The sequence below is a fragment of the Bradyrhizobium nanningense genome, from assembly GCF_004114535.1.
Classification (GTDB): domain Bacteria; phylum Pseudomonadota; class Alphaproteobacteria; order Rhizobiales; family Xanthobacteraceae; genus Bradyrhizobium; species Bradyrhizobium nanningense.
Map to the genome: position 1 here is coordinate 13,374 of NZ_LBJC01000029.1, position 26,054 is coordinate 39,427.

The following is a 26,054-nucleotide window of genomic DNA, read 5'->3' on the forward strand; positions in this document are numbered from 1 at the left end:
AGAATTCCCATGAAAAGCCTGCTCGGCGCCGCTGTCGGCGCGTTCTGTGTTGCGGCCCCCGCCTTGGCGGAGACCCCTGCCGCCATCGTCGAGGACGTGCAAGGCAAGGTCGACGGCGTCGAATTCATGGACTACGTCGCGGCGGGCAAGATCATCAAGCTCGGACCGAAGGCCAGCATCACGCTCAGCTATCTCAAATCCTGCCTGCGCGAGACGATCAGCGAAGGCGTCGTGCTGGTCGGCGCCGAGCAAAGCACCGTGCAGCTTGGCGAGGTGCAGCGCGCCAAGGTGCCCTGTGACACCAAGGCAGCGCAGCTCTCCGACCGCGAAGCGAATCAGAGTGCCGCCACCACGTTCCGGACCATGCGGCCCGACACCAAGGCCGCTCCGTCCAGACTGCCGACGCTCTACGGCGTCGCGCCGATCGTCCAGGCCAAGAGCGGCAGCACGCTGGTGATCGAGCGCACCGACGGCAAGGAGCCCACGATCAGCGTAGCGCTCAAGAGCGACGTCATGACCCGTGGCAAGTTCTATGATTTTGCCAAGGCCGGAAAGTCGCTGACGCCGGGCGGCAGCTATCTCGCAAGCCTCGGCACCAAGCGTTACACCTTCCAGGTCGACGCCAGCGCCACCGCCGCGCCGACCCCGATCATCGGTCGCCTGCTGCGGCTCGAATAAGCGGACCTAGCGACGGGGCGATGCGGCGGATCGGGGGACGGGACATCGTTGCAGCGATCGTGATTGCGCTCGTGACGGGCGCAATTTTCACGTCTCCGCCGCTTCAAGTCCTGCAAGGCCTCTCGCTCGACATCCTCACGGCACTGCGCGGCAAGCTGATTGGCGACCGCCGCGATCCCGCGACATCGCCGGTCGTCGTCGTGGCGATCGACAGTGAAACCTACGAGACGGCGCCGTTCCAGGGATCGCCGACGCAAACCTGGACACGCGAGATCGGCCGGGTGCTCGACAGCATCAGCGAAGGCGGCGCCAAGGTGATCGGCTTCGACGTCATCTTCAAGAACTCGATCGAGCAGTCGGAGATTCCCTTTGGCGACACGTCGTTTGGCAGCCGTGTGAGAGGATTTGACCGTGACTATCTGATTGCGCTCAGGCGACTCTCGGACAGCGGCAAGCTCGTGCTCGGCGAAATCCTGAGCAACGACCATCCGGAAGTGCCCTATCGCGCCCAGCAAGTGGCCGTGCGCAACACCGTCCGGGCGCTCAATGTCCACACCGACCACGACGACGTCATCCGGCGAATGCCGTTGAGCTTCGCCATCGAGGGCCGGCCGGTCCCCGCGATGGCGGCCGAGCTCGCGGCGCGCGCGACCGGCGCAAAGCCCGAGATTGCGCCTTCCGACGCGACCGAATTGTCCGGCCGCGCGATCCCGAGCGCGGTGCCGAATACAATGACGCTCAACTTCCGAGGGCGGGGACGCGACATCCCGACCTTTTCCTTCGTCGATCTGCACGCCTGCGCCGAAAAGGGTGACCGCGATTTCTTCCGCCGCGCTTTCGGCGGCAAGGTCGTGCTGGTTGGCACGGTCCTGAATTTCGAGGACCGCAAGCTCACCTCGATGCGCCTGTCCGGCGGCTATGATGGAACGCCGGCCGCCCGATGCGCCCTGCCCGCGCCGGCAAGCTCGCCGCAAAAAGCGCGCAGCGACGTCGCGGGTGTCTTCGTGCACGCCACGGCCGTACGAAACCTGATCGAGCACGACGCCACGACCGAGCTCGGCTTTCCGATGCGGACCATTCTCACGATTGTGGTCGCCGCAATCATCGCCTGCGCGGCCTCCATATTCGCGCCGACCGGCGCGCTGGCCGCCTGGCTCGTCCTCACTGCCGTCTACACCGCAATGGCCGTCGGCGCCTTCGTTCATGCGAAGGCGCTGCCGCTGGCGGAGCCTGCGCTCGCGAGCCTTGCGGCACTCGCATCGATGATCGGCTATCGCTTCGTGCTGGCCGATCGCGACGAGCGCTTCCTGCGCAAGAGCTTTGCGCTCTATCTCGCGCCCGAAGTGATCGACACCATGGTCGCTTCCGGCAAGATGCCGGCGCTGGGCGGTGAGATGCGCAACGTCACCATGTTCTTCTCCGATCTCAGCGGTTTCTCGTCGATTGCCGAGACCATGACACCGGGCGAGCTGGTGACGCTGATGAACGAATATCTTTCCGCCATGACCGACATCATCGAAGGCCACGGCGGTTACGTCGACAAATATATCGGCGATTCCATCGTCGCCATGTTCGGCGCGCCGGCCGACGATCCCGCACATGCAACGAACGCGGTTCGCGCCGCGCTGAGGTGCCACGAAAAGCTGGCCGAGCTCAACGCCAATCACCCCGCCTTTGCCGGCCATGGCCTGTCGCACCGCATCGGCCTCAACAGCGGTGAAGCCGTCGTCGGCAACATCGGCTCGCGCCGCCGCTTCAATTACACCGTGATGAGTGACACCGTGAACGTCGCCTCGCGGCTCGAGGGCGCCAACAAATATTACGGCACCGCGATCATGGCCTCCGAAACGACGATGGCGCAGACCGGCGATACGTTTGCCTGGCGCGAGCTCGACGCGATCCGCGTACTGGGCCGCGGCGAGGCGATCAAGGTGTTCGAGCCACTGGCGGAGACAGGCGCAGAGAGCGCCGAACAGACGAAGGTGGCGACGACGTATGCGGAAGGGCTCGCCAGCTGGCGCGCGCGGGAGTTTGCGAAGGCGGCGGATGCGTTCGGGCAGATGGCAAAGACCGATTCGGCATCAGCGCTGTTCGCCAAGCGCGCGCTAGCATTCACCGCGAATCCACCGCCGCCGGATTGGACCCCGGTCAATACGCTGGAAGGGAAGTGACGGCAGGAAGTCTGCCGCTTCTCACCCTCTCCCCTTGTGGGAGAGCGTGGCTCGCCGACAACATCACCCTAAAACGGCAGTCCCACATAATTCTCCGCGAGCAGGCGCTGCGCGGTCTCCGACGAGAGCAGATAGTCGAGCTCGGTCTGCTGCAGCCGGTCCTCGTAGTCGAGCCGGTCGGGGAAACGATGCAGCAGCATCGTCATCCACCAGGAAAAGCGCTGCGCCTTCCAGATCCGCGCCAGCGCCTTGGCGGAATAGCCTTCAAGGCCGGAATCATCGCCGCTCTGAAAATGCGCGAGCAGGGCGTGGTAGAGATAGTAGATGTCGGACGCAGCGCTGTTCAGCCCGCGCGCGCCCGTCGGCGGCACGATGTGAGCGGCGTCACCGGCAAGGAACAGCCGGCCATAGCTCATCGGCTCGGCAACGAAGCTGCGCAGCGGCGCGATGCTCTTCTCGATCGACGGCCCCGTGATCAGGTTGCCGGCGACCTGATTCGGCAGACGGCGCTTTAGCTCGGCCCAGAACGCATCGTCCGACCAATCCTCCACCTTGTCGGTCAAGGGCACCTGGATGTAGTAGCGGCTGAGCACCTGCGAGCGCAGCGAACAGAGCGCAAAGCCGCGCTCGTGCTTCACATAGATCAGCTCGGGCGACACGGGTTTCGTGCGCGACAGCACGCCCAGCCAGCCGAACGGATAGACCTTCTCATATTCGCGTAGCACGTCCTTCGGGATCGATTTGCGGCTGACGCCGTGAAAGCCGTCGGCGCCGACGATATAGTCGCAATCGACACGGACGGTCTCGCCGTTCGATCGATAGGTCACGTAGGGCCGGTCCGACGTCAGATCATGCGGCGTCACGTCTTCGGCGTTGTGCACGACCTTGCCGCCGAGGCGGTTACGTGCCTCATAGAGGTCGCGCGTCAGCTCGGTCTGGCCGTAGACCAGCACCGAATTGCCGCCGGAATGCTTGTGCAGATCGATCTTGGACAGCACGCCGTCATGGGCGATCTCGAAGCCGGTGTGAATCTCGCCCTCGCGGTCCATCCGCTCGCCGCACTGCGCCTCGCGCATCAGCTTGGCGAAGCCATGCTCGAGCACGCCTGCGCGGATGCGGGCGAGCACATGGTCGCGGCTGTATTTCTCCAGCACGATCGTGTCGATGCCCTTGAGGTGCAGGAGCTGGGACAACAGCAGCCCGGACGGCCCGCCGCCGATGATACAGACCTGAACTTTCATTTTTGCGTCCTCCCGTCGGCACTTTTTTGCAGATTTAATGCCGCGGACCGATGGAGGGTTTCGCCATTGTCTTGTACTATTCGAACATGAGAGCCACAGCCCCCGCGATCCGGATCTACAATCTGTTCGGCGAGTCCGGCGACTTGCCCGACGTCGTGCATTGCGAGACCATCGCGTCCCGCTCGGTGCTGCACGACTGGACCCTGGCCGTGCACCGGCATGCCCGGCTGCACCAGGTGCTGCTGATCGAGCGCGGCGGCGGCGAAGCGACGCTGGATGGACGCGTGGTGACGTTGAGGCCGATGCAGATCGTCAACGTGCCGGTCGGTCACGTCCACGGCTTCCGCTTCGTGCCCGATACCCAAGGATGGGTGCTGACGATCGCCGCGGAGATCCTGGATGAGGCGCTGCTCGCAGCCGAGGGCCTGCGCGGCGCGCTATCGCGCTCGGCCGTGGTCCGCAGCACGCCGCAGATCCGCGCCATCATGAAGCAGATCTTCGCCGAACATGCCGCGCGCGATTTCGGCCGCGCGCATGTGCTGCGCGCGTTGTCGGCCGCCATGATCGGGCTGGTGGCCCGCGCGCTCACCAGCGAGAGCGGCGGCAACGGCACAATCGAATCCAGCCTGTTTCGCCGCTTCGAGGCGCTGCTGGAGCAGCACCATCTGGAGCGCTGGAGCGTGGCGGATTATGCCGAGGCGCTGGCCGTCACCCCGACCCACCTCAACCGGATCACACGGGCGGCGACCGGTGATACCGCCTCGCACCTCATCCTCAACCGGCTGATCCGCGAGGCCCGCCGCAACCTCGTCTACACCAATCTGCCGGTCTCGACGATCGCCTACACGCTCGGCTTCGAGGATCCCGCCTATTTCAGCCGCGTCTATGCCGCAGCCACGGGCGTGTCACCGCGCGCCTTCCGCGCGCAGCTCCATGGCGACGAGAGCTGACACATCGGACGAACGATCCGGGCGGCGCTTATGGTCGGAGGCCGGCCGCGAACTGTAATTCCGCTGGTTGTCGGTGCGGCCACTTACCTTCGTATAGGGGAAGCTACCCTTTGTACAATTGAGGAAGGGTTGCACGCGCCTTAGCGTGGCTGCATTCGGCGCCCTGGCGCTGGTGGCATCGAACCTCCCTAACCTCGGCGCAAGACGGCCCTCCTGTCCGGTCGTCTGCGTCGCTTTTTCAACAGGGCCGCCGACGCTGTCAGTGCTTTCCGGCCCACACAGCGTGCCCTGACGCCGGACCGGCTGCTTTCATTCGGAACGGGGGATTTGTGCAGAATGTCTTCGATCGAGAAGATCGCACTCTTTATCGACGGTTCCAATTTCCATGCCACCTCCAAGGCGCTCGGCTTCGACATCGATTACAGGCGCCTGCTCGACGAATTTCAAAGCCGGGGCACGCTGTTGCGCGCCTTCTACTTCACGACCGTCATCGAGGATCAGGAGTTTTCGTCGATCCGCCCGTTGATCGATTGGCTCGACTATAACGGGTACACCGTCGTCACCAAACCCACCAAGGAGTTCGTCGACGCCACTACGGGCCGCCGCAAGGTGAAGGGCAGCATGGATGTCGACCTTGCCGGTGAGCGCGATGGAGCTTGCCGAACATGTCGACCAGATCGTGTTGTTCTCGGGCGATGGAGATTTTCGTTCGCTGGTGGAGGCCCTGCGACGCCGCGGCGTCCGCGTGACGGTCGTCTCCACGCTCGCCACTCAGCCCCCCATGGTCGCCGACGACCTGCGCCGGCAGGCGGATGTCTTCATTGATCTGGTCGAACTGAGACCAAAGGTCGGCCGCGATCCGGTCGACCGGCCGGCATCGCGCGAGGTGCGGCAGCCACCGCAATTCCTCGCGCGCGGAACGATCAAGCGCGACGACCGGGTAGAGTGACCCTGCGGGACGCCGCTGATCGTCACACGTCGAAGAACACCGTCTCCTCCGGCCCCTGCAGATTGATCGTGAAGGAATACACGACCTTGCCGGCACGCTCACCGCGCTTGGCGATCAGGGTCGAGCGCCGGGACGGCTGTTCGATCAGGTTGAGCACGGGGTCGGCAGCGTTGGCGGCCTCTTCATCCGAGAAATAGAGCCGCGTGTTGAGGCCGATATTGATGCCGCGCGCGACGATCCAGACATTGACATGCGGCGCGCATTTGCGGCCCGCTCTGTCGATGATCGCGCCCGGCTTGATGGTCTCGAACGTCACGAGACCGCTCTCGAAATCGGAGCCGGCGCGGCCCCAGCCGCGAAACTCCTCACTCGGCGCGCCGGCCGAACGATCGGCCGGATGGTTGTAGCGGCCGCTAGCATTGGCCTGCCAGATCTCCAGCAGCACGTCGCGCAGCGGCGTCCCGGTGCCGTCGAGCACCTTGCCTTCCAGCGTGATGCGCTCGCCCTGCGTATTCGGCGTTGTCAGGACATTCGAGAAGTTCTTCTCGAAAATGTCGAAGCCGGCCATCGCCGAGATCAGTCCGATATGGACATAGGGACCCGCGGTCTGCGAGGCGGTTTCCTTGAGATAGTTGAGCGGCTGCGCCATGGATTTCAGTTCCCCGCGGTTCGATTTTCAAAATAGGTGGAGCGCTGGCCGCGCAGCACGATGTCGAAGCGGTAGGCGAGCGAGTCGAACGGCGTCGAGGCGTTGAGGTCGAGCGGCGCCACCAAGCGGTCGAGCGCATCCTTGTCCGGTATGGTCGTCAGGATCGGACAGATCGGGATCAGGGGATCGCCCTCGAAATACATCTGCGTGATCAGCCGCTGCGCGAAGCCGGAACCGAACACGGAGAAATGGATGTGGGCGGGACGCCAGCTGTTGACGTAGTTGCGCCAGGGATAGGGCCCCGGCTTTACGGTACGGAAATAGTAGTAGCCGGTGTCGTCCGTCAGCGCGCGGCCGCAGCCGCCGAAATTCGGGTCGATCGGGGCCAGATACGTGTCCTTCTTGTGCCGGTAGCGGCCGCCGGCATTGGCCTGCCAGAACTCGACCAGCGTGTTCGGCACGCCGCGGCCGGTCTCGTCGACCACGCGGCCGTGGACGACGATGCGCTCGCCGATCGGATCGCCGTCCTTGGCGTAGTTGCGGATCAAATCGTTGTCGAGCGGGCCGAGATCGTTGTGGCCGAACACCGGCCCCGTGATCTCGGAGATCGAATTCTCCAGCGACAGTAGCGCCTGCCGCGGCGAGCGCAGCACCGAGGATTTGTAGCCGGGCGCATGCGCCGGCGGATGGATGGAGCGGTCGCGCTGGAAAAAGCCGCCGTCTCCGAGCGGCGGCGTCAGGGGCTCGGGACGGTTGAGGCGGGGATCCCGCAAGGCTGGCGCCTGGGCATTCATCGTGTCTCTCCCTGGGGCGCCCGGTCCGGACGCGGCTTATCGGGAGATCATGGTCCGGTCTATTCCCCGGATAAATAGATCGATTATAATATATTGCATGAAAGAAATCGATCATTTGGCGCTCGACGGCCACGCGCTCGAACTGTTCCTCGCCGTGCTGGAGGAGGGCTCGGTCACCGCGGCGGCAACCCGGCTCGGCCTGACGCAATCGGCGGTCAGTCACGGGCTGAACAAGCTGCGGCGGATCGCAGGCGATCCGCTATTCGCGAAATCCGGCCGCGGCATCGTCGCCACCGCGCATGCGCAGGCCCTCGCCGCAAAGGCACGGGCACTGATCGACGAGATGCGGAGCTTTGCCGGGGGCGTCACGTTCGAGCCGGCGCGCGCGCAGCTTTCGCTGACGATCGCCGCCAATGACTTCCAGCGCGATCTGCTGCTGCCGCGGTTCTTCGCTCATGTCGCGGCACAAGTGAAGGGTCTGAACCTGCGCGTGATCCCTTCGCAGTCCCCCTCGCCTGCGATGCTGCGGGAAAACCGCTGCGACGTCCTGATCACGCCGTTGCCACCGTCCGGTATCGATATCGTGCAGAAGCGCCTCTTGAGCGATCATTACGTCTGTTACTTCGATCCCAGGATGCGCACGGCTCCGACCGGCCGCGGGGCCTATCTCGCGGCGCGTCACATCACCGTCGTCTATACCGACAACGAGCGGCTCGACTTCGACCGGCGGCTGGCGGCCAACGGTCTTCACCGCGACATCGCCATCTCGGTGCCGAGCTTTTCCGGCGTGCCGTCCTTCCTGCGCGGCACGCAAATGCTGGCGAGCATGCCGAGCCTGCTGGCGTCCGGGATCATGCGCGATTTCGCGCAAACGCGGATTCCGCTGGCGTCCCGCACGCGGACGCTGGCCGAGCTACCGATGTTCATGGTCTGGCACCAGCGCTATCAGAAGGACCCGGCCCACCGCTGGATCAGGAGCCAGCTCGAGACGGTCGCAGCGACGGCCGCCAAGGCATGATAGCGATACCGTCTTTCGGAAGACCAGCCCTCGCCAAACCCACTGGTTGCGCGCGGGCCGCCACGCTAGAATTCCCCCATGACAGTGACCGACATTGCGAGCCGGACCTACAATCACAGCTGGCGGCTGGATCCCATCATCCGCAGCCTGCTCGATACCGACTTCTACAAGCTATTGATGTTGCAAATGATTCGGGAAGACTACCCGGATCAGCAGGTGACCTTCTCGGTCATCAACCGCTCGCGCCATGTGCGGCTCGCCGAGATCATCGACGAGGGCGAGCTGCGCGCCCAGCTCGACCATGCCCGCACCATCCGCTTCACCAAGAAGGAGCTGATCTGGCTCGCCGGTAACACCTTCTACGGCAAGACCCACATGTTCTCGGCGGACTTCATCCGCTGGCTGGCTGAATTCCGCCTTCCCGAATACGAGCTGCGCAAGGTCGAGGGCCAGTACGAGCTGCATTTCCACGGGCCGTGGTCGCACACCACGATGTGGGAGATTCCGGCGCTCGCAATCCTCAACGAACTGCGCTCCCGTGCGGCGATCAAGGGCCGCGGCCGCTTCGAGCTCGACGTGCTCTATGCCCGCGCCAAGGCCAAGCTTTGGACCAAGGTGGAGCGTCTTCGCAAGCTCGAGAATCTGCGCCTGTCCGACTTCGGCACCCGCCGCCGTCACGGCTTCCTCTGGCAGCGCTGGTGCGTGGAGGCGGTGAAGGAAGGCCTGGGCTCGTCCTTCATCGGCACGTCCAACGTGCTGCTGGCCATGGACAATGATCTCGAGGCCATCGGCACCAATGCACACGAGCTGCCGATGGTCGCGGCCGCGCTCGCCAAGGACGATGAGGAATTGCGCTGGGCGCCCTATCGCATTCTCGACCAGTGGCGCCAGACCTATGGCGGCAACCTCCTGATCGCATTGCCCGACGCCTTCGGCACCAAGGCCTTCCTGCGCGATGCACCGGAATGGGTCGCCGACTGGACCGGCTTCCGGCCCGACAGCGCGCCGCCGATCCAGGCCGGCGAGGAGATCGTCGCCTGGTGGGAGAAGAAGGGTCGTAATCCCAAAGACAAGCTGCTGGTCTTTTCCGACGCAATGGACGTCGGCTCGATCGAGGAGACCTATCATCACTTCGCCGGCCGGGTGCGGCTCTCCTTTGGCTGGGGCACCAACCTCACCAATGATTTCGTCGGCTGCACGCCGGACGGATCGTTCAATCTCGATCCGATTTCGCTGGTCTGCAAGGTGTCGTCGGTCGACGGCCGTCCCGCCGTCAAGCTCTCCGACAATCCGGAGAAGGCGACCGGCATGCCCTCGGAGATCGAGCGTTACTTGCGCGTGTTCGGCGACGCCGGCCGCGTGCGCAAGCCGGTGCTGGTCTAGTCGCGGACCCCAACTCCCTTCGTCGAGCAAAGCGCGCACGACGAATGTAATGGGTTAGTTCGCCCGATTGCCCGGCATTTGAAGCAATCTGCAGGCATTCAGTTCGCGACGCTTTCACCCTGCAATGTAGTCCTCCACCCATTTCAGGTCGAGTTAAGCAACCATCGCATCTAGTTCAAGTTGCAGGCGCAGCGCTCCGCTGGGGGCATTGCGCGATTTGGGGAACGGTAGCGTGTTTCGCAGAACAGCGACGTCGAGGAAGGGACGCAGCTTCCTTCACGTCATCAAGCTCGTCTCGCCTTTCGTGATGGTCGTCGTGCTTCAGGCGGCGGTCGCGGGATTCAGTCTCGAGGTGATGTCTTCGGTTCGCGCCTATGTCGCGGGCGAAGCGTTGTGGTCGCGTTCGCAAAAGAACGCCGTCTATTTCCTCAACCTCTATCTGCATTCCGGCGATGCCGGCCAGTTCACGCAGTACCAGGCCTCGCTCGCCGTTCCCATCGGCGACGAGTTCGCGCGCTGGGCACTCGAGCGCGATCCGGTCGACGTCGAGGCGGCCCGCATCGGTTTCCTGCAAGGCGGCAATCATCCCGATGACGTTCCGGGATTGATCTGGCTGTTTCGCTATTTCAACCGCGTCAGCTTCCTGCAGGAAGCGATCCGCGAGTGGGCCGCTACCGACCCCATGCTGCTGGAGCTGAGCGTCTTCGGCGAGGTCATCCGGTCCGAGTGGGAGAACGGTCCTGTTCAGGATGCAAACCGCCTGCAGCTCCTGTCGTCACGGCTCTCCGAGCTCAACGCCCAGTTCACGGTGCACGCCAACCGGTTCTCGACCGTCCTCGGCGAAGGCTCCCGCGCCATCAAGCTGACGCTGACCGGCATCAACATCGTCACCGCCGTGACGCTGATCCTGCTCCTGATCTGGCACACCAGGCGATTGGTGCTGCAACGACAGGCGTTCGAACATGCTCTGCATGAAGAGAAGGAGCGTCTGGCCTTCCAGGCTTCGCACGACTGGCTGACCGGCTTGTCCAATCGCCGCGCCTTCGAGGCGCGCCTGCAAGGCGAGCTCGACATTGCCGCGGCGGATTCGCTCAGCCTGATCCTGCTCGACCTCGACCAGTTCAAGAACGTCAACGACAGCTGCGGACACCTTGCGGGCGATCGCCTGCTCTGCCAGGTCTCGCGCCTCCTGCAACAGGACCGGCGCCCGCACGATCTGGTGGCGCGCCTGGGCGGCGACGAATTCGGCCTGATCCTGCCGCAGTGCTCGCCTTACGATGCGGTCGATATCGCCGAACGACTGCGGCGAGCGCTGGAGCTGTTCACCTTCGCCTGGGACGGTCGCTGCTTTGCGGTGACCGCGAGCATCGGTGTCGCCTGCATTGCCGACAGCACCACCACGCTCGAGGACGCGATGCGACGCGCGGACGCCGCCTGCTATCGGGCCAAGGAAAAGGGACGCAACCGAGTCCAGGTCGACGGCGGAAGGCCGGACGTCGTCCTCGTTGCAGCACGGCCGCGCGAAGCTGCACGGGCCTGAGGCCCAAGCCTCGTTTGCTGGCCTCGTTCACCGCAAAGGCAGAATTCCGAGACCGGCGAGATGCACGTCGATAAACTGGTCGACCTGCTGGCGCAGCATCTGGGGCGGCACGGCCACCATGCGCTCCTCGAGACCCAGCGAGATGATCCCGTGCACGGCGGAAAACAGGGTGCGCGACAACAGCGCGATCTTCACGTCGTCCGCATCAGGTAGCAGCCGTACCAGCGGTGGGTGCATGAGGGCGAAAGCATCCATCACCATCTGCAGGATGTCGTCGGGATAAGGACGGTCGTCCTCCATCCGATGCTCGAACAGCGAGCGCAGCAGATTGGCGTGCTCGGCGAAGAATTCGAGATAGGTCTCGGCAAGTCCGTAGAGCTGGCGCACTGGGTCTTGGCCCGGCACCCCGCGAAGCCGGGCCGTAAGGGCCCGAACGGTCTCCCGATTGACGGTGAGGATCACGCCATCGAAGTCGCCGAACTCGTTATAGACGCTGCCAACGGAACAGCCGGCGGCCTCCGCAACGTCACGAACCTTCAATGATTTCAATCCTTTAGTCGCGATAATGCCGCGGGCGATCTCCAGGATCTGGAGCCGCCGCCGATTCTTTTTTCGATCTCGCAGCGATTCTTCTTGAACATTGTTCATTTTCGAGCTACTCACGTGAACATTGTTCAAACTAGAACGGAGACCTGCAAAATGCAAACCCTCGCTGTTGATATCGCCGCCACCTTCGTCGATGACGCCGCCGCTCTCGTGACCGGCTTTGGCCGGACCGTTCTTGGGTTCGCGATGAGGCCGATCAATCGCATCGCCAACGCCTGTGATGTCGCCGGCGTGCTTGCGGAACGTCGGGCGGCCTTCCGGATGTGGCGGGCCAGCCGCGATCGTGCACGTCTCGAAGGGCGCAAGTTTAGCATTCTTGGCCGCTTCTCGCCCTTTCGCCACCTCTCCCATCTGACCTGAGACGAGTGTGGCGGGCCCCTCCCCAGTTTGGCCCGAATTCCCAAACTGCTTGCAAGGAAGGACTCACCATGTCCGGACAATCGCGGTTGATCCCGCTGGCCTCCATGAGGCGGTTCAGGTTTTCATCATCGCCCGGGCCATATCCCGGTCAGCGCGGCCGGCGCGGCCGCGACCAGATATTTGCGAACCTAACGAGACCAGTTGGAGACCAACAGGATCGGAGGAACCGAGGGGACAGAGCAGGTCGGCGACATCCTCGCCGTGCGATCGTTCACCCCACGCGCTTCCGGTCGTGACGCTTCACAGACAACGTAACAACCTCAGGCTGCCTTTCCAAAACAGGACTAGTCATGATCAGGGAATTGATGTCGTCACGCCGCTTTGCGCCGCTGTTCTGGGCGCAGTTCTTCTCGGCGCTGAATGACAACGTGCTCAAGAACGCACTCGTCATCATTCTGCTTTACAGTGCCGCAACCGGCTACGGCGATGCGCTGGTCACGGTGGCCGGCGCCGTCTTCATCTTCCCCTATTTCATCCTCTCCGGGCTCGGCGGCCAGCTCGCCGACAAATACGTCAAATCCGTCGTCGCACGGCGGCTCAAATTCGCCGAGATCTTCGCAGCCTGCTTTGCCGCTGCCGGCTTCTTCCTGCACTCGGTGCCGCTCTTGTTCGCAGCGCTCGCACTGTTCGGCATCATCGCCGCCCTGTTTGGGCCCGTGAAATATTCCATGCTGCCGGATCAGCTCGAGCTCGGCGAGCTCGCGACCGGCAACGCCCTGGTCGAGGGCGCGACCTTCATGGCCATCCTGCTCGGCACCGTCGCAGGCGGCCAGTTCGTCGCCGGCTCCGCGCATATGGGCTGGGTCGCCTCGGCCGTGGTCGTGCTGGCCCTGCTGTCATGGGCGTTCGCGTCCCGCATTCCGCAAACGACGCCTTCCGCGCCCGACCTGCCCGTCGATGCCAATCCCTGGACCTCGACGGTGAGCCTGCTCAGGACGTTGCACGCCGACCACCGCCTGTGGGACGGCACCGTGATCGTCTCCTGGTTCTGGCTGGTCGGCGCCATCGTGCTGTCGCTGCTGCCGGCGCTGGTCAAGGATGTCGTCGGCGGCACCGAGGGCGTGGTGACGCTGTGCCTTGCGATCTTCGCGATCGGCATCGCGATCGGCTCGCTGTTCGCAGCCAGCCTCAGCCATGTTCGTCCGAACCTCGCGCTGGTGCCGATCGGCGCCATCATCATGGGATTCGCCGGGCTCGATCTCGCCTGGGCCATCGCCGTGACCGCCAAGGGCCAGAACATCGCCGCGCTCGACTTCGCAACCTCCTTCGCCGGCTTGCGCATGATGGTGGATTTCGTCGCCTTCGCGTTCGGCGGCGGCCTGTTCGTCGTTCCATCGTTTGCCGCGGTCCAGGCCTGGTCGGCAGCGTCCGAGCGCGCCCGCATCATTGCCGCCGGCAACGTGCTGCAAGCCGCCTTCATGGTGGTGGGCTCGCTGTTCGTCGCGCTGCTGCAGGCGGGCGGATTGCATGTCGGCTGGATCTTCTTCGGCCTCGGCGTCGCCAGCTTCGGCGCGGTCTGGTTCGTGCTGACCAAGTGGGGCAAGGAAGGCGTGCGCGATTTCGGTGGACTGCTATTCCGTGCGCTGTTCCGCACCGAGGTGCGCGGGCTGGAAAACCTGCCGCCTCCAGGCACGCGGATGCTGATCGCGCCGAACCATGTCAGCCTGATCGACGGCCCGCTGCTGCACGCCGTGCTGCCGATCGACGCCAGCTTCGCGGTCGATACCGGCATTGCCAAGGCCTGGTGGGCCAAGCCGTTCCTGCGCGTCGTCAAGCACTACACCATGGATCCGACCAAGCCGCTGGCCGCGCGCGACCTGATCAAGCTCGTCGCCGCCGGCGAGCCCGTGGTGATCTTCCCGGAGGGGCGCATCACCGTCTCGGGCTCGCTGATGAAGGTCTATGACGGCACCGCGATGATCGCGGACAAGGCCGACGCCGTAGTCGTGCCGGTCCGCATCGAAGGCGCGCAGCGCTCGCATCTCAGCTACCTCAATTCCAGCCAGATCAAGCGCTCGTGGTTTCCGCGGGTGACGGTCACGATCCTGCCGCCCGTCAAGCTTCCGGTCGATGAAGCGCTGAAGGGCAAGGCGCGCCGCAATGCCGCTGGTGCCGCGCTCCAGGACGTGATGATCGACGCTCTGGTGAAGAACGCCATGCTCGATCACTCGCTGTTCGAGGCACTTGGCCACGCCTATCGCGATCGCGACACCGGCAAGGTCATCATCGAGGATGCGCTCGGCACCAAGCTGACCTATCGCAAGCTGATCCTCGGCGCGCAGGTCTTGAGCCGCAAGCTCGAGACCAGCACCGCAATCGGCGAGAATGTCGGCGTGCTGTTGCCGAATTCCGCCGGCGTCGCCGTCGTCTTCATGGCGCTGCAGAACATCGGCCGCGTGCCGGCGATGCTCAACTTCTCCGCCGGCCCGGTCAACGTCCTCGCCGCCATGAAGGCCGCGCAGGTCAAGACCGTGCTGACGTCGAAGGCGTTCATCGAGAAGGGCAAGCTCGACAAGCTGATGGCCGCGATCTCCACTGAGGCGCGCGTGGTCTATCTCGAAGACATCCGCGCCTCGATCGGCGTGGCCGACAAGATCAAGGGCCTGCTCGCCGGCACGACGCCCCGCGTCGTCCGTCAGGCCAACGATCCGGCTGTCGTGCTGTTCACGTCAGGTTCGGAAGGCACGCCCAAGGGTGTGGTGCTGTCCCACCGCAACATCCTCGCCAACGCCGCCCAGGCGCTGGCGCGGGTCGATGCCAACGCCAATGACAAGGTGTTCAACGTGCTGCCGGTGTTCCACTCGTTCGGCCTCACCGGCGGAATGATGATGCCGATGCTGGCGGGCATTCCGATCTACATGTACCCCTCGCCGCTGCACTACCGGATCGTGCCCGAGTTGATCTACCAGACCGGCGCCACCATCCTGTTCGGCACCGATACGTTCCTCACCGGCTATGCCCGGTCGGCGCACGCCTACGACTTCCGCACCCTGCGCCTCGTGATCGCCGGCGCCGAGGCGGTCAAGGACCGCACCCGGCAGGTGTTCATGGAGCGCTACGGCATCCGCATCCTCGAAGGCTACGGCGTCACCGAGACCGCGCCGGTGCTGGCGATGAACACGCCGATGGCGAACCGCCCCGGCACCGTCGGCCGTCTGTCGCCGCTGATGGAGAGCCGCCTCGATCCGGTCCCCGGCATCGAGGAAGGCGGACGCCTCTCGGTGCGCGGGCCGAACGTGATGCTCGGTTACCTCAGGGCCGAGAATCCCGGCGTGCTCGAAAAGCTTCCCGCGGGCTGGCACGACACCGGCGACATCGTGGCGATCGACGCCGCCGGCTTCATCACCATCAAGGGCCGCGCCAAGCGCTTTGCCAAGATCGCGGGCGAAATGGTTTCGCTGTCGGCTGTCGAGAGCATCGCCACGACATTGTGGCCGCAGGCCGCATCGGTCGCCGTCTCGATCCCCGACCAGCGCAAGGGCGAGCGCATCGTGCTGCTGACAACGGAGAAGAGCGCCGAGCGCAGCGCGATGCAGGGCCAGGCCAAGGCGATCGGCGCGTCCGAGCTGACCGTGCCCGCGGCGATTATGGTCGTCGACAAGGTGCCGCTGCTCGGCACCGGCAAGACCGACTACGTCACGGCAACGACGATGGCCCGCGAGCAGGCGTCCGCGCCGGAGCGCGAAGTGGCGTAACCCGACCCATAGCCGTCGCACTGGCAGAGATGCCCGGTGCGACGGCTTTTCTCTGGGGCGGCTCCCAGACGCGCTTCAAGCAACGGCTTCGCTGCGCCGCTCCTGCGCATAGCGCACCAAGGCAGCGAAGCGATAGATGCCGTGCACGAACTTGCCGTAGGGCATGGTGATGAACAGCGCGAACACGGCGCCGAGATGCAGCGCGAGCAGCGGCCCCATGGCAGCGGTCTCGCGCAGGATCAACAACAGCATGCCGGTGAGGCCGGTCAGGAACAGCATGGCGATGAAGCCGACATCCATGCCGTAGCGAGTCTCGTCGAGCAGCGCCGGATCGCGCCGCATCTTGGCCGCGAAGAGACCGATCGGGCCTATCATCAGGCCGATGCCGCCGAGCGTGCCCAGCACCACAGGCAGGTCCCACCACGGATACGGTGCCTCGCGGCCGAGCAGATAATGATAGAGCGTCGCGACCGAAGTGGCCGCAAAGCACAGGATGAAGCCGTAGAAGGTCAGGTGATGATACAGCTTGCGCCGGTCGGTCGGCTTGTCGTCTTCGTTGTAGCAGCCGACACCGCCGCCATGGAGATAGCGCAGCTCGCCGGCATCGCGGATCGCCTGGAAGATCGAACCGCCGTCGGCCCGGCCGCCGATCGGGGTGCCGATGTCGCGCCAGAAGGCGCGCACGCTCATGACCAGCGCGAGAACGGCATAGAGGAATGCGGCGCTGAACAATACGGCCATCGCGTTATGCGGCATCAGTCTGTAGAAGGCGCCGGGATCGGTGTGCACGCCGAACAGCACGCTGCGGTCATTCAGGGCGGCGAAACCGAGGATGAAGGCCGCCATGCTGAACGCAGCGATGATGCTGATGACGAGACCGTTGCGGGCGAAGGCGCCGGACAGCGCGCCCGGCCAGGCATAGGCCGCATAGGACTCGGCGCGCGCGACCGCCAGCGTCTTCGGGACGTTGACGTTGAACTCGTGCGGCGGCGAGAACTGGCAGTCGACATAGCAGGCGCCGCAGGCGTGGCAGAGATTGGCGAGATAATTGAGGTCGCCGTCCGAGAAGGCGCGGCGCATCTCCATGGCAGGAAACACCGCGCAAAGACCCTCGCAATAGCGGCAGGAATTGCAGACCGTCATCAGGCGGTCGGCTTCGTCCAGGATTCTGGTTCCGTGCATGGCTCTACTTCGTCAGGCCTTTGCCCTCGAGCCATTTCTGGATCAGGGCGGCGACCTCGAGGTTGTTCTTGTCCATCATCACCATATGCGAATTGCCCTTGATGCCGGCCTGCGGGAGGTCGACGATGTCGACGCTGCCGCCGGCTGCCTTGATGGCGTCGGCAAAGGCGACGCCGTTGGCGCGGATCTTGGGCCAGCGCGAGTCGCGCTCGATATAGTCGCCGTAGATGACGAGGGTCGGAATGGTCTTCAGCACGTCCGCCTTGGCGGGATCGCCGATGCCGGCCGGCTCGATCGCGATCAGCGCCTTGACCTTGTCGGGCCGGGCTTGGGCGACCTTGAAGCCGAAGCTGCCGGCCTGGCTATGGAACAGAATCACCGACGGGCCGACGCGATCGATCTCGGCGATATAGGCGGCAATGATCGCATCGTCCGTCGTGGTCCAGCGCGGCACGTTCTGCTTGACGAAGTTCTCGTAGCCCTCGACCGGAAACTGGCTACCCGGCAACAGCTTTCGCTTGGCAGGATCGGGATCGTAGGAGCCCGGCCCCTCGCCGATGCGGAAACGCTCGAACGGATTGGCCGTGGTGAGGAAGACCGGCTCGCCCTTGAAGATGTCAGGATATTGCGCCCAGCCCGCGCGCCCGCGCTCCACCGCGTCGGAATTGTAGACCGCCCAGCCCTTGCGCAGGAAATAGTTCAGCCAGCCCTCGCGTCCGTCCGGCGTGGTCTCGTAGGTGACGCCGGTCAGTCCGCCGCCGTGCCACATCAGCAGCGGATAGGCCCCCTTCTCGTTGGCCGGCAGGAAATATTGCACGTACATCTGCTCGACCTGATACGTGCCGTTGGGATCGACCTTGGCCGGCACGCCACCGGGCGTGAACACGACCTCCTTCACCGGCTTGCCGGAGATTTCGACGAGCCGTCCGCCGACATGGAACGAGCCCATATCGCGCAGGGTGATCGGCTCGGCGGCGTGGGCGTGACCTGCGATCAGCAGCGCCGTGAGCGAAGCAATGGCAATGCGCGACATGGTTCCTCCCTGCCTTTTTTCCATTCTAGTTCTTCGCATGGCGGGCCGCTTCCCGCCCTGCGATCCGTCCGAACACGCTGCCGATGGTCATGCCCATGCCGGCCGCGTAACCCTTGCCGAGCACGTTGCCGGCCATGATCTCGCCGGCCGCGAACATGTTGGCCGAGGGCTTGCCATTAGCCATCAGCATCCGCGCTTCCTTGTTCACGCGCGTGCCGAGATAGGTGAAGGTGATGCCAGGCCGCACCGGATAGGCAAGGTAGGGCGGCGTCTCGATCTTGCGCGCCCAGTGCGTCTTCGGCGGCGTGATGTCTTCGGTCACGCAATCATCCAGGATCGTGTGGTCAAAGGTGCCCGGCCGCACCGCGGCGTTGAATTCGGTAATGGTCTTTTCCAGAGCGGCAGGATCGAGCTCGAGCTTGCCGGCGAGCTCCGCCACCGTCTGGCCGGCAATCGGCGGGAACAGCGTCGGCATGAAGCTGGTGACGACGGTGGAATCGAAAATGATGTAGGCGATCTGGTCGGGCTGCGCCGCGACCAGCCGGCCCCAGATGGCGTAGCGCTTCGGCCAGATGTCCTCGCCCTCGTCGTAGAAGCGCTGGGCGTGCTTGTTGACGACGATGCCGAACACGACCGAGTCGTGCCGCGTGATGATGCCGCCGTCGAATTTCGGCGCGCGGGCGTCGATCGCGACGGCATGGCACTGGGTGGGATCGCCGACCTCCTGCACACCCTTGTCGAGCAGCATCTTCAGGATCGAGCCGCGATTATAGGGCGTGCCACGGATCAGGAAATTATCGGCGGCCTCGCCCCAATATTGTTTCAGCCACTCGATGTTGGCCTCGAACCCGCCGGCCGCGGCGACCAGCGAGGTTGCGCGGATCTCGGTCTCGCCCCTGATCGGCCGTTTCAGGCGTGCAGCGAGGAACATGCCGTCCTCGATCACGAGGTCGGTGACCTCTGCGTCGTATTCGACGTCGACGCCGAGCCGCTCCGCGGTCAGATAGAGCGCGTTCAGCATCGCGCGGCCGCCGCCAAGGAAGAAGGAATTGGTGCGGCCAAGGCTGAGCGTACCGCCGAGCGAGGGCTGCCAGCGCACGCCCTGCTCCACGATCCAGTTCAGGATGTCCTTGGACTCGCGGATCATGTGGCGGGCGAGCACCTCGTCGGTCTTTCCGCCGGTGACGCGCAGCAGATCCTCCCAAAACTCCTCCTCGGTGTAGGGACCGGTCAGGATTTCGGTGGCAGCGTCATGAGCGCAGCGCATGTTGCGGGTGTGGCGAGTGTTGCCGCCCCGGTAGAATTTTGGCGCGCCTTCGAGCACCAGCACCGAGGCTCCGCCGCGCCGCGCCGCGATCGCCGCGCACAGCGCAGCATTGCCGCCTCCGATCACCAGCACGTCGTACTTGCTGCTCATGCCGTCTGTCCGATGCGACGAAATTGGAGACATTCTGCCCGCCGGCGGCTTCGACCGATCGGGGCGCCATTGCGTACTTTTGTATACAAAGATATACATCAGGGGCGCAAGCGGCGTCTCTGCATGGGCAGGATGCGTTGCGCGGTTCGAGGCAATATGGCCAGACGCCCGGCGAAGGCAGGCGGAACGATCGTGCGCAGCGGCGGTGTTGCGCTTGGCGAAGCCGTGTTCCGCTCGCTCTGCGAGGCGCTCCAGGCCGGCAGCTATCGCGCCGGCGACCGCTTGCGCGAGGAGGAGGTCGCGCAGCGGCTCAAGGTCAGCCGCACGCCGGTTCGGGAAGCCCTCGGCCGGCTTGCCGCACGCGGTTTCGTCGAACCGGCCGCGGGCCGCGGGGTGATCGTCCGCAACCTCGACATCTCCGAGGTGCTCGAACTCTACGCCATGCGCGAGATCATGGAAGGTGCCGCCGCGCGCCTCGCCGCCGAGCACGCCTCAGCGCCGGAGATCGACGCGCTCAGGGACATCGAGCAGGCCTTCGTCGGGGCTTCCGCGACCGACGCCGCCGAGCTGGCGAGGCTGAACCGCGCCTTCCACGAGGCGATCTGCCGCGCCGCGCGCAACCGCTATCTCGACAACGCTTCGCGCGAATTGCAGGATTGGATCGCCCTGCTCGGCCCGACCACCTTCACCATATCGGGCCGCCCCTCGACCAGTCACGACGAACACCAGGCCATCATCGACGCCATCGGCGCGCGCGATGGTGACAAGGCCGAGCAGCTTGCGCGCGCACACATCCGCGAGGCGCTGCGCTGCCGGCTGAGACTGCTGCAGAAGCAGTAGGCGCGAGCCGCCTCAGGCAATCACGTCCGCAGCGATCGCCTTCGACGCGTCCCTCACATCGGTGGGTTTGAGCCGCACCTGCAGGCCGCGCTGACCACCATTGAGATAGACGAGATCATGCCCGAGCGCGCTCTGCTCGATTACGGTCGGTACCTGCTTGCGCTGGCCGAACGGGCTGATGCCGCCGACCTTGTAACCGGTGACGCGCTCGGCCTCGGGCGGCTTCATCATCTGTGCCGACTTGCCGCCGACAGCAGCGGCGAGCTTCTTCATCGAGACTTCTTGGTCGGAGGGGACGACCACGCAGACCGGCTTGCCGTCGACCAGCGCCATCAGCGTCTTGAGGACGCGTGCCGGCTCCTCGCCGAGCGCGGCGGCGGCCTGCAGCCCGATGCTCTCGGCGTCAGGATCGTAGTCGTAGGCATGGACGGTGAAGGCAACACCAGCGGCCGTGAGCGCCCGGGTGGCAGGGGTGACTTTTGACATGCGGCATATCTACCACCGTCATTGCGAGGAGCGAAGCGGTGTCGGTGGAGGTACAACTACTCGCTACAAATTCAGGTGTCGTCCCCGCGCACGCGGGGACCCATAACCCCAGGGAGGAGTTTGGCGAAGACTCGACGATTGGTACTTAGTCCGTCTGCAATCGCGAGATCACGCGGTATGGGTCCCCGCGTGCGCGGGGACGACGGCGGAGTTTGGAAGCGCTATGCCGCCAAACTCCAAGGGGAGAAGGTCTTCCCTACTCCGCCGCGTCCCGCATTTCCACGCGCTCGGCCCTGGCCGCGCAGAACTTGAATTCCGGGATCTTGCCGAACGGATCGAGCGCCGGGTTGGTCAACAGGTTGGCCGCGGCTTCCGCGTAGCAGAACGGCATGAACACCATGTTCTCGGGCACGTCGCGGTCGGAGCGCACCTTGACCTCGACCGCACCGCGGCGGGTCTCCAGGCGAATGAAATCGCCGGGCATGAGGTTCTTCTTGCGCATGTCCTTCGGCGACATGAAGGCGACCGCCTCGGGCTCGATCTGGTCGAGGACCTGGGCGCGGCGCGTCATCGAGCCGGTGTGCCAGTGCTCCAGCACGCGCCCGGTCGAAAGCACCATGGGATATTCGTCGTCGGGAATCTCGTCCGGCGGGATCACCTTGGCCGGCACGATCTTGCCGCGGCCGCTCGCGGTCGGGAAGCCCGTGGTGAAGATGATCTCGTTGCCGGGCTTGTCGGGCGCGTCGACCGGATAGGTCACCGCGCCTTCGCGCACCAGCCGCGCCCAGGTGATGTTCTTCAGCGACGGCATCAGCTCCGCCATCTCGGTGAAGACGTCGCCGGGACCGGAATAACTCCACGGCAAGCCCATGCGCTTGCCGATCTCCTGAATGATCCAGAGATCCTGCCGCGCATCGCCCGGCGGCTTGATCACCTGACGCGCGAGCTGGACGCGGCGATCGGTGTTGGTGAAAGAGCCGTCCTTCTCCGCGAAGGCCGAGGCCGGCAGGATCACGTCGGCGTGGAACGCGGTCTCGGTGACGAAGAGATCCTGCACCACGAGATGATCGAGCATGGCGAGCGCGTGGCGTGCGTGCTGGAGATCGGGATCGGACATCGCGGGGTTCTCACCCTCGATATACATGCCCTTGATCTCGCCGGCATGGATCGCGTTCATGATCTCGACGACGGTCAGGCCGCGGACGGGATCAAGATCCTGCTGCCAGAGCTTTTCGAAGCTGCCGCGCAGATCGTCGCGCCCCACCGGCTGATAGTCCGGCAGGAACATCGGGATCAGGCCGGCATCAGAGGCTCCTTGCACGTTGTTCTGGCCGCGCAGCGGATGCAGGCCGGTGCCGGGACGGCCGACCTGGCCGGTGATCAGCGCGAGCGCGATCAGGCAGCGCGCATTGTCGGTGCCGTGGACATGCTGGCTGATGCCCATACCCCAGAAGATGATCGACGACTTTGCCCGCGCATAGGTTCGCGCCACCTCGCGCAGGGTCTGCGCCGGGATGCCGCAGATCGGCTCCATCTTCTCCGGCGTGAATTCCTTGATCTTCTCCTTGAGCTCCTCGAAGCCTTCGGTATAGCCGGCGATGTATTGGTCGTCGGTCAGGCCTTCGGTGATGATCGTGTTGATCATCGCATTCAGCATGGCAACGTCGGAGCCGGGCTTGAACTGCAGATGCTTGGTCGCGTGGCGCGACAGCGTCTGCCTACGAGGATCCATCACGAACAGCTTGGCGCCGTTCTGCTTGACGGCGTTCTTGATGAAGGTGGCGGCGACCGGATGGTTCACGGTCGGGTTTGCGCCGATCACGATGATGACTTCGGCGTCCATCGCCGCCGAAAACGGCGCCGACACCGCACCCGAGCTCAGGCCTTCGAACAGCGCGGCGACCGAGGAGGCGTGGCACAGCCGGGTGCAATGGTCGACATTGTTCGAGCCGAAACCGGTGCGCACCAGCTTCTGGAACAGATAGGCCTCTTCGTTCGAGCCCTTGGCCGAGCCGAAGCCGGCCAGCGCCTTCACGCCCTTTTCGTCGCGGATCTTGACCAGCCCCTTGGCGGCGATGTCGAGCGCTTCCTCCCAGCTCGCTTCGCGGAAATGGGTGAAGGGGTTGGCCGGATCGACCTGGTCGTTGGCATCCTTCTTCGCATTCGGCAGCCGCACCAGCGGTTTGGTCAGGCGATGCGGATGGTGAATGTAGTCGAAGCCGAAGCGGCCCTTGACGCAAAGACGGTTGTGATTGGCGGGGCCGTCGCGGCCTTCTGCATAGATCACCTTCTCGTCCTTGACCTCATAGGTGACCTGACAGCCGACGCCGCAGAACGGGCAGAGCGAATCCACCTTCTTGTCGGCATAAGTCACGCGAGTCTGCTTGTCGTCGAGCATCACGGCCGGCATCAGCGCGCCGGTCGGACAGGCCTGCACGCATTCGCCGCAGGCGACGCAAGTGGACTCGCCCATGGGATCGTCGAAGTCGAACACGATTTTCGAGTCGTGATTACGATAGGCCATGCCGATGACGTCGTTGACCTGAACCTCGCGACAGGCACGCACGCACAGGCCGCACTGGATGCAGGCATCGAGATTGACGCGCATCGCGGGATGGCTGGCGTCGGTCGCCCAGCGCTCGGCGGCGGGGAAGCGGCTCTCGGTGACGCCCGTGGTCTCCGCCCAGTGCCAGAATTTCGAATCCGGATCGTGGCTGGTCTCGCGCGCCGGCTGGTCGGCGACGAGCAGCTCCATCACCATCTTCTGCGCCGACACCGCCCGCGCGCTCTCGGTCTTGACCTTCATGCCGACCGACGGCGTGCGCTTGCAGGACGCGGCGAGCACACGTTCGCCCTCGATCTCGACCATGCAGGCGCGGCAATTGCCATCGGGGCGATAGTCGGGCGCCGGCGAATAGCACAGATGCGGGATGTCACGGCCCTGCCGTTTTGCGACTTGCCAGATCGTCTCGCCGGGTTTGGCCTCGACCTGCTTGCCGTCGAGCTCGAACGTAATCTTGGTCATTCGGCCGCTTCCTTGAACTCGTCAGGGAAATATTTGATCACGGAGCTGAGCGGATTCGATGCCGCCTGTCCAAGCCCGCAGATCGAGGCATCGCGCATCGCCTGGCTCAATTCTTCCAGCAGAGCCCGATTCCAGACCGGCTTTTGCATCAGCAGCGCCGCCTTCTGGGTTCCGACACGACATGGCGTGCACTGGCCGCAGCTCTCGTCCTCGAAGAACTTCATCAGGTTGAGCGCGGCCGCGCGCACGCTGTCCTTTTGCGACAGGATCACGATCGCCGCCGAACCGATGAAGCAGCCGTATTTCTCCAGCGTGCCGAAATCGAGCGGGATGTCGTCCATCGACGCGGGCAGAATGCCGCCGGACGCGCCGCCCGGCAGGTACGCGTAGAATTGATGGCCGTCGGCCATGCCGCCGCAATATTCGTCGATCAGCTCGCGCACGGTGATGCCCGCAGGCGCCAGCTTCATGCCGGGATTCTTGACGCGGCCCGAGACCGAGAAGCTGCGCAGACCCTGTCGCTCGTGGCGGCCGTGGCCCTTCCACCAGTCGGCGCCCTTCTCGACGATGTCGCGCACCCACCACAGCGTCTCGATGTTGTTGATCAGCGTCGGCAGACCGAACAGGCCGACCTGGAACGGATAAGGCGGCTTGTGCCTGGGCAGGCCGCGCTTTCCTTCGATGCTCTCGAGCAGCGAAGATTCCTCGCCGCAGATATAGGCGCCAGCACCGCGACGCATGTGCAGCGTCGGGCCGCCGGGCGGCAGCTTTGCGATCTCGCGCTCCAGGATCTCGCGCGAAGCCGGATATTCGTCGCGCAGATAGATGTAGACGTCGGAGGCCTGCACCACATGCGCGCCGATCAGCATGCCCTCGATGAAGCGGTGCGGATCGCTTTCGAGATAGAAGCGGTCCTTGAACGTGCCGGGCTCGCCCTCGTCGCCGTTGATCGCCATCAGCCGCGGGCCGGGTTCGCCGAGCACGGCGCGCCATTTGCGCCCCGTGGGGAAGCCGGCGCCGCCAAGGCCGCGGAGCGAAGCGTCGTCGAGCGCCTTCAAGAGATCGTCCGTCGACAATTCGCCCGAGCGCAGGCGGGCCAGCAGCTTGTAGCCTCCGCCGGCAACATAGGCGTCGTAGCCGACATAGTTCGGCAGATGGGCGTGAGTGTCGCCGGCCTTCGCGGCCGCCATCACATTGGCGACGGTCGCATGATCGACGAAATTGTGCCCGACCTCGGCTGCCGGCGCAGTGTCGCAGCGGCCGACGCAGGGCGCCCGGACGACGCGGATGCCGGGGCCGCCAGCACTTTGCAGGTCCTCGAGCAGCTTCTCGCCACCGAGCATCGCACAGGTCAGGGAGTCGCAGACGCGGATCGTCAGCGGCGCGATGTTAGGCTCGCCCTCCTTCACCACGTCGAAATGCGCATAGAAGGTCGCCGTCTCGAACACTTCGGCGAAAGCGAGCTTCATCTCGTCGGCGAGCGCGGCCAGATGCGCGGCCGAGATCTGAAGATACTTGTCCTGAACGAGGTGCAGATATTCGATCAAGAGATCGCGCCGCCGCGGCCGGTCGCCGAGCAGCTGCTCGATCTCGTGCGCGGCGGTGGGATCGACCTGGCGTCCCTTGGGCGTCGCCTTGGCGCGCCGGCGTCCCTCACCGGGATGCTCGAACGGGCGGACCTCATGCACGTCGTGGCTCATCGATTCGTCTCGATCTCGTCTTTTAGAACGGGTCCAGTTCTAGCTCCTGGCATGCCAGATGCCAAGCAAATTATCATGCTCGCGGAAGCAGTTAAGCGCAGCCCGGCGGCAGCCCTGGATCGCTGCCCGGACACGGCCTTGCGCTCGTCCAACGCGCCGATCGATCAACCGAAGCCCGAATTGGTCCGGAGATCAATAAAGGCTTCCCATGCTGCGATAGCGAAGTCGTATCGAGTTCCACTCCGAGGCTACGGGCGACCCGCCAAGACCCTAATGC

At 64.7% G+C, this 26,054-nt stretch carries 18 protein-coding genes and 1 pseudogene; 9 read left to right on the forward strand and 10 right to left on the reverse strand.

Annotated elements, in window-relative coordinates; translation table 11 throughout:
• Positions 1 to 9: 9 nt before the first annotated feature.
• Together XH84_RS24370 and XH84_RS24375 are read left to right on the forward strand one after the other, a co-directional pair.
• Positions 10 to 678, forward strand: a complete 669-nt coding sequence (locus tag XH84_RS24370; RefSeq protein WP_164935806.1) for a hypothetical protein — start codon at positions 10 to 12, stop codon at positions 676 to 678.
• A gap of 20 nt (positions 679 to 698) precedes the next feature.
• Complete coding sequence (locus XH84_RS24375) at positions 699 to 2,849, forward strand: adenylate/guanylate cyclase domain-containing protein (protein WP_128916059.1); 2,151 nt, start codon at positions 699 to 701, stop codon at positions 2,847 to 2,849.
• Positions 2,850 to 2,917: 68 nt separating this feature from the next.
• On the opposite strand, the gene pobA is transcribed toward XH84_RS24375, so the two are convergent.
• Positions 2,918 to 4,090, reverse strand: coding sequence for a 4-hydroxybenzoate 3-monooxygenase (gene pobA, locus XH84_RS24380; protein ID WP_128916058.1), 1,173 nt, complete (start codon positions 4,088 to 4,090; stop codon positions 2,918 to 2,920).
• A 50-nt stretch (positions 4,091 to 4,140) separates the two neighbouring features.
• On the opposite strand from pobA, the gene XH84_RS24385 reads away from it, so the two are divergent.
• Together XH84_RS24385 and XH84_RS24390 are read left to right on the forward strand one after the other, a co-directional pair.
• The gene (locus tag XH84_RS24385) at positions 4,141 to 5,040 is read left to right on the forward strand and encodes a helix-turn-helix domain-containing protein (RefSeq protein ID WP_128916057.1); all 900 of its coding nucleotides are present in this window, start codon (positions 4,141 to 4,143) and stop codon (positions 5,038 to 5,040) included.
• Positions 5,041 to 5,376: 336 nt separating this feature from the next.
• A pseudogene (locus XH84_RS24390) lies at positions 5,377 to 5,989 on the forward strand (LabA-like NYN domain-containing protein).
• 22 nt (positions 5,990 to 6,011) lie between these two features.
• Here XH84_RS24390 and pcaG read toward each other — a convergent pair.
• A complete protein-coding gene (gene pcaG, locus XH84_RS24395) occupies positions 6,012 to 6,638 on the reverse strand; it encodes a protocatechuate 3,4-dioxygenase subunit alpha (protein ID WP_128916056.1) in 627 nt (208 codons plus the stop codon).
• A gap of 5 nt (positions 6,639 to 6,643) precedes the next feature.
• Positions 6,644 to 7,432: a protocatechuate 3,4-dioxygenase subunit beta gene (pcaH, locus tag XH84_RS24400; protein WP_128916055.1), complete on the reverse strand. Its 789-nt coding sequence runs from the start codon at positions 7,430 to 7,432 to the stop codon at positions 6,644 to 6,646.
• Between the two features lie 97 nt (positions 7,433 to 7,529).
• Between pcaH and XH84_RS24405 the strand changes: the two genes are divergently transcribed.
• The 3 genes from XH84_RS24405 (at position 7,530) to XH84_RS24415 (ending at position 11,373) form a co-directional block, all read left to right on the forward strand.
• Positions 7,530 to 8,450, forward strand: a complete 921-nt coding sequence (locus XH84_RS24405; RefSeq protein ID WP_164935805.1) for a LysR family transcriptional regulator — start codon at positions 7,530 to 7,532, stop codon at positions 8,448 to 8,450.
• A gap of 78 nt (positions 8,451 to 8,528) precedes the next feature.
• Entirely contained in the window at positions 8,529 to 9,833 is a 1,305-nt protein-coding gene (gene pncB, locus XH84_RS24410) for a nicotinate phosphoribosyltransferase (protein ID WP_128916053.1), read from the forward strand.
• 232 nt (positions 9,834 to 10,065) lie between these two features.
• Positions 10,066 to 11,373: a GGDEF domain-containing protein gene (locus tag XH84_RS24415; protein ID WP_128916052.1), complete on the forward strand. Its 1,308-nt coding sequence runs from the start codon at positions 10,066 to 10,068 to the stop codon at positions 11,371 to 11,373.
• 27 nt (positions 11,374 to 11,400) lie between these two features.
• Here XH84_RS24415 and XH84_RS39985 read toward each other — a convergent pair whose 3' ends face one another.
• Positions 11,401 to 12,021, reverse strand: a complete 621-nt coding sequence (locus XH84_RS39985) for a TetR/AcrR family transcriptional regulator (protein ID WP_206734047.1) — start codon at positions 12,019 to 12,021, stop codon at positions 11,401 to 11,403.
• Between the two features lie 668 nt (positions 12,022 to 12,689).
• On the opposite strand from XH84_RS39985, the gene XH84_RS24425 reads away from it, so the two are divergent.
• The gene (locus tag XH84_RS24425) at positions 12,690 to 16,094 is read left to right on the forward strand and encodes an acyl-[ACP]--phospholipid O-acyltransferase (RefSeq protein WP_128916050.1); all 3,405 of its coding nucleotides are present in this window, start codon (positions 12,690 to 12,692) and stop codon (positions 16,092 to 16,094) included.
• Positions 16,095 to 16,169: 75 nt separating this feature from the next.
• On the opposite strand, the gene tcuB is transcribed toward XH84_RS24425, so the two are convergent.
• From tcuB to tcuA, 3 genes are read right to left on the reverse strand one after another with little or no spacing between them, the layout of a single operon-like run.
• Positions 16,170 to 17,276, reverse strand: a complete 1,107-nt coding sequence (gene tcuB / locus XH84_RS24430) for a tricarballylate utilization 4Fe-4S protein TcuB (protein WP_128916049.1) — start codon at positions 17,274 to 17,276, stop codon at positions 16,170 to 16,172.
• 4 nt (positions 17,277 to 17,280) lie between these two features.
• Positions 17,281 to 18,309, reverse strand: coding sequence for an alpha/beta hydrolase (locus XH84_RS24435; RefSeq protein ID WP_128916048.1), 1,029 nt, complete (start codon positions 18,307 to 18,309; stop codon positions 17,281 to 17,283).
• A gap of 25 nt (positions 18,310 to 18,334) precedes the next feature.
• Complete coding sequence (tcuA, locus tag XH84_RS24440) at positions 18,335 to 19,726, reverse strand: FAD-dependent tricarballylate dehydrogenase TcuA (protein WP_128916047.1); 1,392 nt, start codon at positions 19,724 to 19,726, stop codon at positions 18,335 to 18,337.
• A gap of 156 nt (positions 19,727 to 19,882) precedes the next feature.
• On the opposite strand from tcuA, the gene XH84_RS24445 reads away from it, so the two are divergent.
• Positions 19,883 to 20,566 (forward strand): GntR family transcriptional regulator, encoded by a 684-nt coding sequence (locus XH84_RS24445; protein ID WP_164935803.1) that lies wholly within the window; start codon positions 19,883 to 19,885, stop codon positions 20,564 to 20,566.
• Positions 20,567 to 20,578: 12 nt separating this feature from the next.
• Here the strand turns inward: XH84_RS24445 and ybaK are convergent, their stop codons facing one another.
• The 3 genes from ybaK to XH84_RS24460 all read right to left on the reverse strand — a co-directional run bounded on the left by ybaK (position 20,579) and on the right by XH84_RS24460 (position 25,777).
• A complete protein-coding gene (gene ybaK / locus XH84_RS24450) occupies positions 20,579 to 21,052 on the reverse strand; it encodes a Cys-tRNA(Pro) deacylase (protein WP_128916045.1) in 474 nt (157 codons plus the stop codon).
• 256 nt (positions 21,053 to 21,308) lie between these two features.
• On the reverse strand, positions 21,309 to 24,077 hold the full coding sequence (fdhF, locus tag XH84_RS24455) for a formate dehydrogenase subunit alpha (protein WP_128916044.1): 2,769 nt from the start codon (positions 24,075 to 24,077) through the stop codon (positions 21,309 to 21,311).
• Positions 24,074 to 25,777, reverse strand: a complete 1,704-nt coding sequence (locus XH84_RS24460) for an NADH-ubiquinone oxidoreductase-F iron-sulfur binding region domain-containing protein (RefSeq protein ID WP_128916043.1) — start codon at positions 25,775 to 25,777, stop codon at positions 24,074 to 24,076. Before XH84_RS24460 ends, fdhF begins: the two co-directional genes overlap by 4 nt.
• Positions 25,778 to 26,054: the final 277 nt, after the last annotated feature.

Coding starts and splice junctions, on each gene's coding strand:
- tcuA (WP_128916047.1), bottom strand. CDS start 19,726: ATGAGCAGCAAGTACGACGTGCTGGTGATCGGAGGCGGCAATGCTGCG.
- XH84_RS24445 (WP_164935803.1), top strand. CDS start 19,883: ATGGCCAGACGCCCGGCGAAGGCAGGCGGAACGATCGTGCGCAGCGGC.
- XH84_RS24375 (WP_128916059.1), top strand. CDS start 699: ATGCGGCGGATCGGGGGACGGGACATCGTTGCAGCGATCGTGATTGCG.
- pcaG (WP_128916056.1), bottom strand. CDS start 6,638: ATGGCGCAGCCGCTCAACTATCTCAAGGAAACCGCCTCGCAGACCGCG.
- XH84_RS24460 (WP_128916043.1), bottom strand. CDS start 25,777: ATGAGCCACGACGTGCATGAGGTCCGCCCGTTCGAGCATCCCGGTGAG.
- XH84_RS39985 (WP_206734047.1), bottom strand. CDS start 12,021: ATGAACAATGTTCAAGAAGAATCGCTGCGAGATCGAAAAAAGAATCGG.
- XH84_RS24385 (WP_128916057.1), top strand. CDS start 4,141: ATGGAGGGTTTCGCCATTGTCTTGTACTATTCGAACATGAGAGCCACA.
- pobA (WP_128916058.1), bottom strand. CDS start 4,090: ATGAAAGTTCAGGTCTGTATCATCGGCGGCGGGCCGTCCGGGCTGCTG.
- pncB (WP_128916053.1), top strand. CDS start 8,529: ATGACAGTGACCGACATTGCGAGCCGGACCTACAATCACAGCTGGCGG.
- XH84_RS24435 (WP_128916048.1), bottom strand. CDS start 18,309: ATGTCGCGCATTGCCATTGCTTCGCTCACGGCGCTGCTGATCGCAGGT.
- XH84_RS24405 (WP_164935805.1), top strand. CDS start 7,530: ATGAAAGAAATCGATCATTTGGCGCTCGACGGCCACGCGCTCGAACTG.
- fdhF (WP_128916044.1), bottom strand. CDS start 24,077: ATGACCAAGATTACGTTCGAGCTCGACGGCAAGCAGGTCGAGGCCAAA.
- ybaK (WP_128916045.1), bottom strand. CDS start 21,052: ATGTCAAAAGTCACCCCTGCCACCCGGGCGCTCACGGCCGCTGGTGTT.
- tcuB (WP_128916049.1), bottom strand. CDS start 17,276: ATGCACGGAACCAGAATCCTGGACGAAGCCGACCGCCTGATGACGGTC.
- XH84_RS24370 (WP_164935806.1), top strand. CDS start 10: ATGAAAAGCCTGCTCGGCGCCGCTGTCGGCGCGTTCTGTGTTGCGGCC.
- XH84_RS24425 (WP_128916050.1), top strand. CDS start 12,690: ATGATCAGGGAATTGATGTCGTCACGCCGCTTTGCGCCGCTGTTCTGG.
- pcaH (WP_128916055.1), bottom strand. CDS start 7,432: ATGAATGCCCAGGCGCCAGCCTTGCGGGATCCCCGCCTCAACCGTCCC.